9 protein-coding genes are annotated in these 13077 nt (G+C 45.3%); 1 reads left to right on the top strand and 8 read right to left on the bottom strand.

Features of this window, described 5'->3' with window-relative positions; translation table 11 throughout:
• Nucleotides 1-3: 3 nt before the first annotated feature.
• A complete protein-coding gene (gene glmU, locus P3339_RS00045) occupies nucleotides 4-1365 on the bottom strand; it encodes a bifunctional UDP-N-acetylglucosamine diphosphorylase/glucosamine-1-phosphate N-acetyltransferase GlmU (RefSeq protein ID WP_282953643.1) in 1362 nt (453 codons plus the stop codon).
• 214 nt (nucleotides 1366-1579) lie between these two features.
• On the opposite strand from glmU, the gene P3339_RS00040 reads away from it, so the two are divergent.
• Complete coding sequence (locus tag P3339_RS00040; RefSeq protein ID WP_282952057.1) at nucleotides 1580-4921, top strand: amidohydrolase family protein; 3342 nt, start codon at nucleotides 1580-1582, stop codon at nucleotides 4919-4921.
• Nucleotides 4922-4995: 74 nt separating this feature from the next.
• On the opposite strand, the gene P3339_RS00035 is transcribed toward P3339_RS00040, so the two are convergent.
• The 7 genes from P3339_RS00035 to P3339_RS00005 form a co-directional block, all read right to left on the bottom strand.
• Complete coding sequence (locus P3339_RS00035) at nucleotides 4996-6234, bottom strand: glycosyltransferase family 2 protein (RefSeq protein ID WP_211214935.1); 1239 nt, start codon at nucleotides 6232-6234, stop codon at nucleotides 4996-4998.
• Nucleotides 6231-7646 carry a glycosyltransferase gene (locus P3339_RS00030; RefSeq protein ID WP_282953642.1) on the bottom strand — a complete coding sequence of 472 codons (1416 nt, stop codon included), beginning with the start codon at nucleotides 7644-7646 and terminating at the stop codon, nucleotides 6231-6233. Before P3339_RS00030 ends, P3339_RS00035 begins: the two co-directional genes overlap by 4 nt.
• 4 nt (nucleotides 7647-7650) lie before the next feature.
• A complete protein-coding gene (locus P3339_RS00025; protein ID WP_282952056.1) occupies nucleotides 7651-8172 on the bottom strand; it encodes a glycosyltransferase family protein in 522 nt (173 codons plus the stop codon).
• 176 nt (nucleotides 8173-8348) lie between these two features.
• Complete coding sequence (locus P3339_RS00020) at nucleotides 8349-9095, bottom strand: hypothetical protein (RefSeq protein ID WP_282952055.1); 747 nt, start codon at nucleotides 9093-9095, stop codon at nucleotides 8349-8351.
• A gap of 80 nt (nucleotides 9096-9175) precedes the next feature.
• A complete protein-coding gene (locus P3339_RS00015) occupies nucleotides 9176-11497 on the bottom strand; it encodes a glycosyltransferase family 4 protein (protein ID WP_282952054.1) in 2322 nt (773 codons plus the stop codon).
• Entirely contained in the window at nucleotides 11487-12464 is a 978-nt protein-coding gene (locus tag P3339_RS00010; protein WP_282952052.1) for an SDR family NAD(P)-dependent oxidoreductase, read from the bottom strand. Before P3339_RS00010 ends, P3339_RS00015 begins: the two co-directional genes overlap by 11 nt.
• 21 nt (nucleotides 12465-12485) lie before the next feature.
• Nucleotides 12486-13077: Rossmann-fold NAD(P)-binding domain-containing protein (locus P3339_RS00005; protein WP_502867312.1), on the bottom strand; the 592-nt coding region annotated here is incomplete at its 5' end.

Raw genomic sequence — 13077 nt, 5'->3', positions numbered from 1 at the left:
TGGCTAGCTCTTTTTGGTCGGACGCTGCCAACCATTGATATTACGCTGCTTGCCCCGAGCCACCGCCAGTTCTTCGCTGCCCACCTCACGGGTAATCGTTGAACCGGCACCCACAGTTGCGCCGCTGCCTACTTTTACTGGGGCTACCAGTGCAGTATTGGAGCCAATAAATGCCCCATCACCAATTTCTGTCAGCGATTTGTTCACACCATCGTAATTACATGTGATGGTGCCAGCACCGATATTCACAGCCTCACCTATAACCGCATCCCCGACATAGGAAAGGTGATTTATCTTACTGCCAACACCAACTTTCGCCTTTTTGGTTTCAACAAAGTTGCCCACTTTGGCACCGGCTGCCAGTTCTGTGCCTGGACGCAAACGAGCAAAGGGGCCTACGGTACAGGCTTCCCCCACTTCGGCATCCTCAATAATGGAGTTGGCCTCTACCCGGGTACCATCTGCGAGATGACAATTCTTCAGCAAGCAGTTGGGACCAATTTGTACACCTTTCCCCAGAGTGACTCGCCCCTCAAAGATACAGTTAATATCGATAGAAACATCGGTATCGCACTCGAGACTACCGCGGATATCAATACGCGCTGGATCGAGCAGGGTAGTGCCAGTATTCATGAGGGCCAAAGCTCGACTGTGCTGTAAAGCCCGCTCCATTTGTGCCTGTTGCGAGCGACTGTTCACTCCGGAAACTTCCAGGACATCGCTGGCGCGCACGCCGGTTACTGCCATCTCCTCACTTACTGAACGAGCAATCACATCAGTCAGGTAATACTCTCCCTGCGCATTGTCACAGGAAAGCTCCGGAAGCCAACGGGATAACAACTCTGCCGGTGCAGCAAGAATACCGGTATTTACCTCGCGGATAGCGAGTGTGTCCGCATCGGCATCCTTCTCCTCCACGATGGCGAGTACCCTACCAGCCTCATCACGCACAATACGCCCATAACCGGCGGGATTGGCCATCTCCACAGAAAGTAATGCCGGGCCCTTGTCCGCCGCCGATAACAGCGACTGCAGAGTCCCTGATTTTACCAGCGGTACATCGCCGTATAGCACTAACACTGTGGCGCCCTCACGAAAATTTGGGATTGCCTGGGCAACGGCGTGGCCAGTACCCAATTGCTCTGCCTGCTCCACGAAATGAACGCCACTATCGGCGAAATGCTCCCGCACCATCTCAGCACCATGTCCGATCACCACTGTGATTTCCACTTCTCCCAACTGCCTGGCAGCCTCGATCACACGTCCCAACATGGGGATTCCGCCAATCGGATGTAGCACTTTGGGCAAATCTGAATGCATACGGGAGCCTTTACCCGCAGCCAAAATCACAACGTCGATAGTCATTTTGATTTGAAATCTCACTAATTTCGCTAAATTAAGGCTATTGTCTCCAGTCCTCCAGGCTAACTCAACCCAACCCGGCAGCCTGGCGCTCGGCGCATTGCGTTTGCCGCCGGGCAGTGATCCCGGTAATTTACCAACCGCAAAATCAATAACTTGCCCACTACAACAGAACAGTTAAAGCCATCGCCTTGCAAAGCGGTGGGGGAAATTGTCCATGAATACAATCAAGCAGATAAAACCGAAGCGCCATCTATTGGCACTGACGGCCTTGGCACTGGCTTTGCCACTAGCGGCGACAGCAGAAAGCGCAAAGGAAGAGAAAGCACAAGAAGAGCAGGTGGAAGAGCAATCCTGGGATATCAACAAGCCGGCTTATGAATTTAAGCCAATCCAGCTGGATACCCGCGAGACTACCTGGAGCAACCTGGATATCAGCCCGGATGGCAAAACCATCCTCTTCGATATGCTCGGCGATATCTACACAGTACCCGTCGCAGGTGGTGAAGCTGTAGCCTTGACCAATGAAATCGCCTGGAATATGCAGCCTCGCTTCAGCCCAGATGGCAAGACTATTGTGCTTATCAGCGACCGAGACGGCGCCGACAATATCTGGCTCATGGATCGCAATGGAGAAAACCTACGTCAGCTCACAACTGAAAAGGAAAACCTGCTGCACTCGCCGAATTGGAGTCCAGATGGCCAGTACCTGGTGGCACGCAAAGGATTTATGTCCGGGCGCAGTATCCCCGCCGGTGAGATTTGGATGTACCACTATGGTGGAGGTGAAGGCCGCCAACTGAAAGAGCGCATTGGTGGCGATATCGCCCAGAAAAACATTGCCGACCCGGCTTTCTCCCCAGATGGACGCTACGTCTATTACTCCATCGACACCACACCGGGTACCGTATGGGAATACAATAAGAACTCCACCAAGGAAATTTTTGCGATCAAGCGCTACGACCTGCAGGACGGTGAAGAGGAAACCTTTATCTCCGGCCCCGGCGGTGCAGTAGCTCCTGTACCCTCTCCAGACGGCAGCAAGCTGGCCTTTATCCGACGCCAGGACAACCAGACTTCCCTATTTCTGAAAGACCTTAACACCGGCCTCGAAACCCCGGTTTATTCCGGTCTTGAGCGCGACCTGCAGGAAATCTTCGGCCCGCACGGCAACTATGTGCAGTACGATTGGATGCCCGATGGCGAATCGCTGATCGTATGGACCGGCGGTAAATTCCTGCGCATTTCAATAAACGGTGACAGCGTCGCGCCAATTGAAGCCCATGTGAAGGTAGAGAAGCAGGTCGCCGACGCGGTACGCTTCCCTGTCGAAGTGGCCCCTGAAACCTTCGATGTGAAGATGATTCGCTGGGCGCAAAAGTCTCCCAACGGCAAGCAGGTCGCTTTCCAGGCCTTGGGCAAGATTTATATCCAGGATATCGACAGCGGTGAGCACCGCCGCCTGACTCGCCAAAATGATCACTTTGAGTTCTACCCCAGCTGGTCCCGCGACGGCCGCGAGATTACCTATATCACCTGGGATGACCAAAAACTTGGCCATGTACGCGTGGTTTCCGCTCGTAACGGTCGCGGCAAAAACATCACCGAACAACGCGGTCTATACGTAGAGCCAACTTTCTCCCCCAGCGGTGATACGGTGGCTTATCGTCGCTTTACCGGCGGCTACCTGCTGAGCCCCGAATACTCATTAGAGCCGGGTATCTATCTTGCAGACGCCGATGGTGACTGGCAGCGACGGGTCGTGAAGTCTGGCTATGAGCCGCATTTCGGCGCCACCGATGACCGTATTTACTTCTCTGAATACGTTGGCGCCAACGGTGGTAAGCGTGTGTTGAAGAGCACCAACTTGGAAGGCAAAGATGAGCGCGAGCACCTCCACGGGGCGGAGATCACCTCCTTCCGACTGTCCCCGGACGGCAAGTGGGTCGCCTTCACCCAGGACTTCAGAGCCTTCGTTGCTCCCTTTATGCACACCGGCAAGTCCGAGGTGATCGGCCCCGACAGCAAAGCGGTTAAAGTCACCCAGGTATCCAAGCGCGCCGGTGAAAACCTGCACTGGTCCGCCGATAGCGAAACCTTGGGCTGGGCTCACGGACCTAAGTTGTTCGAACGCGAACTTAAGGATGCCTTCGAGTTTGTCGCCGGTGCCCCTGAGGAGCTGCCAGAACCGGTCTCCGAAGGTATTGACTTGAGCTTTGAGCAACCCTTCGACAATCGCGCAGGTCTTGTTGCCCTGACCGGCGGCAAAGTCGTCACTATGCGCGATGCGGAGAACACCCGTGAAATTATCGAGGATGGCGTGGTTCTGTTCCGGGGCAACCGCATTGTCGCGGTGGGTCCGGCAGCAGAAGTGGAAATCCCCGCTGAAGCGAAGCGCATTGATATTACCGGCAAAACCGTATTGCCTGGACTGATTGACGCCCATGCCCACGGTGCCCAAGGGCGCGAAGAAATTATCCCGCAGCAGAACTGGAATCTGTTCTCCAGCCTGGCATTTGGCGTGACCACCATTCACGACCCCTCCAATGACAGCAGCGAGATCTTCTCCGCCGCAGAAATGCAAAAGGCCGGCCTGATTACCGGGCCGCGTATTTTCTCTACCGGCACCATCCTCTACGGCGCCAAAGGCCCGGGCTACAAAGCCAAAATCAACTCTCTGGAAGATGCCCAGTTCCATGTGAACCGCCTAAAAGAAATGGGCGCCATCTCGGTGAAGAGCTACAATCAGCCTCGCCGCGACCAGCGCCAGCAGGTGCTAAAGGCAGCTCGCGAAGCCGGCATTATGGTGGTGCCCGAGGGCGGCGGTAAGTACCAACACAATATGAATATGATTGTGGATGGGCATACCGGTATCGAGCACTCACTGCCAATCGCCAATGTTTACGGCGATGTGGAACAACTGTGGAGCCAAACCCAGGTGGGTTATACGCCGACTTTCGTCGTGGCCTACGGCGGTCTCTGGGGTGAGGAGTATTGGTATGACCGTACCGAAGTATGGAAAAACGAGCGCCTGACCCGCTTTACCCCCGACTTTATCGTTAACCCTCGTTCTATCCGTCGCCCCACTGCGCCAGATGCCCACTACAACCACTTTAATGTGGCCCGCCAGGCCAAGCAGCTGCGCGATGAAGGTGTCACCGTACATATCGGCGCCCACGGCCAGCGCGAAGGACTGGGGGCGCACTGGGAGATGTGGATGATGGAGCAGGGCGGTTTTACCCCCTGGGAAGCCTTCCGCGCCGGTACCATCGACGGCGCTCGCTACCTGGGTATGGATAGCGATATCGGTAGTATCGAAGCAGGAAAGCTAGCTGACCTGATCGTGATTGATGGCAATCCATTGGACAATCTACGCCTGTCCGAAAACATTACCTATACGGTAATTAATGGCCGTGTGTTCGAAGCGGAAACCATGAACGAAGTCGGTGCTGGCGAACGCTTGGCATTCTTCCACGAACGCCTGCCTATCAGTGCGATGCCTGCTCCTACTGCGAAAGCGGTAGAAGAAAAAATGGAGCGCCACCATTGGGTGCACTGATCTCAACCATATACTGAGGTGTTAACAAAAGGCCGGGAAACATCCCCGGCCTTTTTATTTGGCTTGAAATTATATTATTTAGATCGCCTGCGCCCTCCCAACTTGTGCCAGAGAATGGCACGGTACATTGCTACAGGAAGCCGAAAGATTCCCGTGACTAACCACCAGAATGACTCGTAGATGGCAATGGTCTGATCTGCCAAAGGGTGATCCCGCTCAAGCCGTTCGGGATAGTGGTCATGTCGTAACACCCCACGATTAAACAAAAACCCTCTTACAGGTTTACTGATTCGCCAACTAAATGATTTTGTCAAGCGGGTCAGGTTATCAGCGAGATAGCTTTCAGATGGGATCTTTTGGTTTGTCATTAATTCGAAGTAATGAGCTTTGGACTGATTCTCAATCTGCCAATCATTATTAAAATCCGGCGGTGACAGCCAGTCACTTCCCTGGAACCCGTTCATCGTACGTAAATCCAATGTGTACTTAGGAATAGATTCCTGATTTTTTATTATAGATTTTGAAATATAATACACATCTGCATTCATCCGATCCGGATTTTTCAACTCTCTTTCCAGCCTTTTCTTGAAGCCAGCTCGAAACTTAAAATGGAAAAGATATGCACAGTTATCACTTAAGGGTATCGGAGTACACGCATGTGTTGAACGTATATATTGAAAATCTGGTCGCCAATACACAAGGGGTATTTTATAGGATTTTACAAAATAGTTGGAAATGCCTGATATCTGTGCTCTGGCTCTAGAGCGAATCTCAAAGAAAGGGAAAGCCTGTATACGCTTCTTTATATAACTTTTATATGGAACACAATTAGGAGCTATAGCCATCAACTCAGCAAGGGTTTCTGCATTAGTAGGATCTCCCTGTAAATTATCACTAAAAAAATCGATCAGTGGTGTATATAGGGCAAAAGCCAACTCCTTTTGCATACAGCGGGTGGTCTGATCCAATGAAACTTGATTGCTTTTTGCAGGTAACTGAAGAAACTCATCGGCATCAACTACAAGGGTCCACTTTCCCAAACAATATTCCTTGGCGATTTTATTAACCCAATCAACCCCTGCATTAGCCTGAGGGTAACCTCCATCAACCGTATAAAGTTGAACATCTTTCTGTTTCAATAAATAATCAATGGAATTATCAGTGCTACCAGTATCCACCAAGTGAAAACATGTAACGCCTAAAGAACGATAATGATGAAGAAATACGGGTAAGATATCTAACTCGTCTCGGAAAACACAAATGAGTGGGAAAGTAGTGTCTTTTGCTGCTTCGATAAGCTTAATGGACTTCAAACTTTCACCCTGACGAATTTACGCAATCTTCGCATCGTTTTCTGTATAATACCCGGCTTATACTTCGCAGCTTTAGCTTTATTGTTTTCTTTCTGCTGTTTTCTAAACAATAGAAGACTTTTGTCCTCAGAATCCAATCCTTTTAAATAAGGGCTAATTTGACGGAATTCCCCCTCCTCTTGGAAATGGTTCCTCTCTTTCATAGAATTTTTACTGGTTCGATAGTAATATAATGGGTCTGGGTAGTAAGATATCTTTACTTTTTCAAAAATTAGCTTGCTATAAAACTCAATATCATCTTTCCCGGTTCTATATCTCTCTGTATAACCTCCATATTTTTTGAAAAGGGAAGTTTTTATTAAGCAAGTTGCATCCCCAACAATATTCACCTTAGTCGCCCAAGCTTTAGCTGGCCCCATAAAACGAATCTGGGTTCCGAGTTTACTCTCAGCTGTATTTGGTTCTCCTACACCACTAAATCTAATAGAACTACAAGTTAAGCAATCAATACCTGAAAAGATTGCCGCACGGACTAACTTGTCTACCATATCTTGCATCATGACATTATCATCATCAAAAAACAGAAGATAGTCACCAGAGGCATTCCTTGCTGCAGTATTCCGCGCAGCACCTACATATCTGTTTTCCTGATAAATAAATTGCCAACCCCTATCTTTATAGCGGTCTTCATAAATCTTGAGAGCTTTCAATGTATTATCAGAAACACTACCGTCATCGACAATAATTACTTCAAAATTTTTATAACTCTGTCTATCTATACTATTTAAGGCCTGATCAAGAAGCTCTGGTCTCTCGTAGTGAGTTACGCATATTGAAATAAGAGGTAAAACAGCGATAGATTTAGTCTTTTTAATTGAAACTAGGTGCTCTTGGCCATGCCACTGTTCCCAGACTTTAATAGATTTTCTCAACCTTTCATGCTTTATACCTGGACAAGGAAGCTCCTTTATATGAACTGCCAGTTTACTTGCAAGGGAAATATGGTTGGGTTTAAAAAGTATTTTTTCAACACTCTTTTTATCTAGTAACTCGGATGTGCCACCGGTGTCCGCCGCAATAAATGGTATCCGAGCAGCAAGACATTCGTATACTGCAATGGGCGAGTTCTCCAACAAAGCAGGGATAATAGCTAGGCGTCCATCTCTACTCAGGTATTCTACAGCTTCCAGCGAGTTAAAATTACTTCTATATTCTATTTTAGTTTTCCAGTTACCTTGATTTTCCTCAATAAATTTACGAGCATCAAAGCGATGAGAAAGTCCGCCTAAAAAAGTTATTTTTGGCAGCTTTATTCCCTTTACAGAAAGAGTATTAAGAGCATTTACAAATAATATAATTCCCTTCCGAGGTTCTAAACGCCCAAAGAAAACCCACTCTCGAGTAACCGATATAATTTTACTGGTATTTTTTTCTATCTGGCATCAGGTCATCGATAAAGACATTCGGCCAATAAAAGCTTCGTTCAGGAAGATTATATTTATTTCTTACCATCCATTGAAAAAGGTGGTTGCTGCCACAAATAAGCGTATCCGCCATTTCAGCACTTTTACGCTCCATAAAAACCCACCCGAGCTGCCGTTCCTCCTTAAGGAACTGTTGATTTCCCTCAGCAGACCATAGCGTAGGAGAGGATCCCTTTACAGCAAAATGAATATTCTGAAATGCAATACCAAGTTTCTTAGCCAGTAGAGCGATATATGCCATGCCTCGCCACTCTGAAACATGGACAACATCAAAACAATTTTCGTGTTGCCTAAGCCATTCATAAGCTGCATATGGCATTGCCATAGTTCGAGCCATTGCAGTTTTTGCAAGAATTTGCGGGGCGATACTAAAAAAATCAATATTATATTTTTCAAAAAACTCTTGGTTCTTTGCATCTTGATAGGATTTTTTGCTAAGCCATTTACAAAGCAAATAGTAACTTTATGCCCAGAACGCTGTAAAAAAACGGCCAGATGATAATAAGCGGTTCCTATGCCTCCATTTTTTATTGGGCCAAAAATATCTTCTGTTATTATGCAGATACGCCTTAACCTCAGGGTATCTTCAAATTTGATATCCTGATGAAGTTCTTTCATTATATGGCGGCCTTACATCGCTACTAACATTTGCTTGAGGTAACGTAGACGCCCATTTCTCAAAATTAACCCATTTTCCTTTACACGTATCGTAATTTCAGAGTTTTCTTGCTTAATATCAGGGGTTAATGCAAACCTAAAACCATACCAAGCCAGCTTTGGGTTCCTCGTACCAAATCGCTCAATATAACGGTTAGCAGTAGCCTCTGCGATCACAGTTCCATTAAGTTCCAAAACAACAACTAGATTACGTGTTATGTTGCTTCTGTCCCAAGCCCAACCCTCTATAGAACGAGGATCAATTGCAAAAAGTTCACGGGGTGGAATTGATCCCTTGATTGGAGAGCCTGTATACCCCTTCATTAAACGTTGTAGAGTTGTACCAGACTTTTGTATTAACATCTGGAAGCTGAACCTTGATTTAACCCCATGCTCTTCCGCTTTATTTTGATCATAAATAATTTTGGCAAAATCATGTTCAGAATCAGATACTTCTATAGAGTGCTTATCACTATTCACTTCACTGACTTCAGTTCCTTCCAAGTGATTAAATTCACCATTTTCTGAACTATATTGGTGCATTTCATCAGAATTTAACTCATCAAAATTAGATTGTTCATTTTTAGAGAAAAGGCTCCAGCTTAACTTTTGATTAAATAGTTCTTCAACAGCCAGTTCATTTAAAATAGGGCTCCCCGAAATTGCTGCAAAAACATTTTTTGATAACTTAATAACCCGAATAAAGCGGGTATAACTCATTTCATTTTCTTCTAAAATGAATTTAATATTAAAACGTTCCCCTTCCTCCCAGCTATCAGGTATAGGAAACCTATGTAAAGTCAGATCATCTTCTTTTTTTCAAAAGAAATCGACTGGCTCTCTCCATTTACTATTAGCTGTCTTTTTCCTATACCATTTGCAACACAAAGCAGATGAGAATTCCTTTCATCTAAGCCAACGACAACTCTTGGATTCCGATTTTTCATCTTTCTAGGTCTATCGGCGTGCACAAGCCATACAGCTTCTTCCTCATGTCGTTGTTTATCTCGATAAAGTGCTGGTTTCAGTCTCGATCCAACTACTTGTGATCCAGGAAGAAGGGCAAGCTTCCGGTAAGCTATGTTTTCGTTTTCTATCAAAGGCATTGAGCGAAGATATATTGAATTGGCATTATGCTGAGAATCTTCAAGCTCCTCTAAGTAACATTCACTCTCTAAATAGCATTCAGGAATTACCATTAACTCCAGTCCGTAATCCTTACTTGCCCTTAAAATATACTCTTGCAACAAACCATAACGAATATCATATGGTAGTAAATCTCCAATCTTGACAGATACAGCTTTAGGAATGCAGACAACATTCGTTCCGATAGAGTTTCCAAATGATATTTCTGAAACAATATCACTTCCAATTGGCATTACAATTTTGTTGTCAGGGAGAGAAAGGAAACTTGTAATAAGATAATTCTGTCCTAGCAAGAGAGTCTTGCGTAATGCTGTACAAAATCCTAAAACAAATCTTGACGCTGTACCATCACATAATATACAAGCATCGGAGTTGCTCTCCTTTAAGCTGCAATCAAACGCAATGCCCGCAGGAAAGCCGATAAAATCAATAACTTTTGAGTCTATTCCCGATTCTTGGAGTAAATCACAGGCCTGTATTGCAATTTCCTCCAAGGCCGGGTCAATTATTATAAATTTGACAGAGTCAGGTTTATCACTTATCAAAGATTCCGCAAATTCTATCGTATTACTCGCTTCACGCAACAAGACCAATACTTCTAAACGTGGTGTCACGGCCTCATTAATGATCTCTGGTTCCTCGGGTTTAATATTTATAGCTTTGCAAATGGCATCACCACCTTGATACTCAGCAAACAAATCAGCAAGATAAGCATGGAATCCATACCACACATCTAGATTTTTTTTATTGTCAAAACTGCTATGAGCCACTCTATGTCCATTTTCAAGAACTTTACTTAATCTCTCAGCGAGTTCATGGGCGTATGGAGCGATAAGACAAGTATCATGGTCTTCTACATTTATAAGTTCAGGTGTGCCACCAACACGAGTGGCTATAAAGGGAATATTATTTTCTAAAGCCTCATATACAGCCATGGTGGAATTTTCAATTAGCGAAGGCATAATAGCTATCATATCTCTAGAACATAAAAAAGACAGAGCCTCCGGTTGATTACAATCTGTTATACAATTAACTTCAAAGCTCCATGACAAAGCTTTTCGTTCGATATAATCTGAAACCTTCTCATTTTTCTGATTGGGGAGTGCCTCACCATACTTACCAAGAAAATTCACCTTGGCTGGTGGATTCCCAGCACGTTCCAGAAGGTCAAGTGCATTGCAGAAAAGTTCAATACCTTTTCGCATCTCTAGCCGACCAAAGAAAGTTAGTTCCTGGGTTTTAACAAGGTCACCAGGCTTTCTATCAGGGCGTAGATCATCTACATGTACTTCGGAAAAATCTAAGATATTTGGTTGTACATAGGAAGCATATGGAAGTTTATAACCAACATAACGCATAAAACAAAGTAAGTGAGCACTACCGCCAATGACCATATCAGCGAACTCAACACATTTCTGTTCGGCAAAACTTGCCGGTAGAAGCTCCCTCTTTGAGATAGGCTGCATCTGATAGTGGCGATTCCAAAGATGCGGGGAAGAGGTTTTAACAATAAATAAAGTTTCCTGAAACGCCAGCCCCAATTTCTTCGCCATAAGTGCATAGATCAATCCTCCACGCCACTCTGAGGTATGAACAACATGAAACCGATCTTGTTCTGCCAACCACCGGTAAGCCGCACTATATCGTCTCTGCCAATTTTGTGAGGGACCTATGATCGTCTCTTCTGCGTGAGCCAAGTAGTGAAGAGATACCCCAAAGCTGGAAAAATGCTCTATCCAATGTTCAGGCGTTTCGTTTTCAACTTTTTCCCCTTTTAAATAGAGCACATGTACTTCATGGCCATGAGCGGCCAAGCCCTTTGCTAAATGGTAATAAGTTGAAGCGATACCCCCATTCCTTACTGGCCCTAAAATTTCTTCTGTTGCAATACAGACACGAAGTTTATTATCCGATTCAATGCCGGCATAGGCGTTGAGATCAGGAAATTCTTCGACTGCAAATTTATCAATCTGCATTCTCTAGAACCCTCTGATTAAGTCTACCTACTACCGTATTTTCATTATCGATAAAATAGTTCCAGGTTTCTTTGATACCACTTACAAGTTCTGTGCCTGGTAAAAATCCTAGATGCTGCTTTGCTTTGGAAATATCAGTAAAATTGTGACGAACTTCTCCAACTCTGAATCCATGGTAAACTAATTTTAATTTATCATTTTCACCAGTAATCTGTTTTAGCAAAGAGATAATTTCGTTCACAGAAGTTGGCCTTCCACTACCGAGCTGAAAAACTCCACTTTGCCTTACTTCTAATGCCTTTATAATGCCCTGACATAAATCACCGACAAAGATAAAATCTCGTGTTTGACTACCATCACCATAAATTTCGCAAGGCTCTCTTTTTAAAATTTTCTTCATAAAAGCGGCTATAACGCTACCTTTATGTAAAGAAAGTGGGCCATAGACATTCGAAAATCTTAGAGACGTAATAGTAAGCCCATAACTTTGAGTATATGCGGAGCAGTAGGCCTCCGCCGCGGCCTTAGATGCACCATATGCTGACGACGGGTTTATGGGCATTAACTCATGTACTGGTGGTACAACGTCTCCGATAATAGCACCGCCGGTTGAGGCATTAACAAGACACTTAACACCCTTTCTGCGCATAGCTTCCAGAATATTTACGGTTCCTTGAACATTTACCTCAAAATTATGGGCAGGATTTTTTATTGAATCGACAACTCCCGTGTCAGCTGCTAAATGGACGATGGCATCAACACCTGCTACTGCTTCGTCTACGGTTTTTTGGTCTCTTATATCTCCCCGAATAAAATGATGGGGATACCGGGATAATGAAGTAATACTCCCGGTAACCTCGTTATCCAAGACCAGAATTTCATCATATAAACCCTTCTCACTCAGGATTTTGATCAAATTCGAGCCAATGAAACCGCAACCACCAGTAATAAGGATGCGCTTAGGCATAACTTTAGCCACCTGGAAAGACTAAGAAATGGGTTCAGCTACTTCACCAATTTTTTCTTGATAGGAAACATCTGCAAGCTCATTACTTCGCGTCCAATAGGATATACAGGGAATTTTGGAGTAGTCTGCTCGATTTCGATAACGCTCTGTTATCTCAGTAATTTCATTCAGAAGACTATCCTTTATAAGCGTAGGCCTCCATCCAAAAGAACGTAAAAGGTCATTGCGTACATTTAAATCATTTCTTTCCGCTTCTCGTCTTGGATTTGGAAGATAACTAATTTCACAGTTAGTAAGTGATTGAACCAATTTTGCCAAATCAGAAAGCGTCTGAGTCTCTGCCATTTGATTCAATATCATTGGCCGATCCCCCTCGGAAGGTGGGTGTAGTAGCGCTTGTTCCACGCACTTACAGGTATCTGAAATATGAATAAATGCCCGCGTCTGGCCTCCAGTTCCATGTACAGTGAGAGGAAAGCCTACTGTGGCTTGCATTAAGAATCTGTTTAATACAGTGCCATAATCACCATCGTAATCGAAACGATTTATAAGTCTCTCATCCAGGCTCGATAGCTCGGTTTGTGTACCCCATACAATCCCCTGATGCAAGTCA

It is taken from the genome of Microbulbifer sp. MLAF003, from assembly GCF_030012965.1.
Taxonomy (GTDB): Bacteria; Pseudomonadota; Gammaproteobacteria; order Pseudomonadales; family Cellvibrionaceae; genus Microbulbifer; species Microbulbifer variabilis.
Note: the sequence above shows the minus strand (reverse complement) of the source record. Positions and strands in the feature narration are given on the sequence as shown.

Excerpts from the sequence above, each read along its gene's own strand:
- P3339_RS00020 (WP_282952055.1), bottom strand. The coding sequence starts at position 9,095 with ATGAGTTATACCCGCTTTATTCGGGTTATTAAGTTATCAAAAAATGTT.
- P3339_RS00010 (WP_282952052.1), bottom strand. The coding sequence starts at position 12,464 with ATGCCTAAGCGCATCCTTATTACTGGTGGTTGCGGTTTCATTGGCTCG.
- glmU (WP_282953643.1), bottom strand. The coding sequence starts at position 1,365 with ATGACTATCGACGTTGTGATTTTGGCTGCGGGTAAAGGCTCCCGTATG.
- P3339_RS00040 (WP_282952057.1), top strand. The coding sequence starts at position 1,580 with ATGAATACAATCAAGCAGATAAAACCGAAGCGCCATCTATTGGCACTG.
- P3339_RS00015 (WP_282952054.1), bottom strand. The coding sequence starts at position 11,497 with ATGCAGATTGATAAATTTGCAGTCGAAGAATTTCCTGATCTCAACGCC.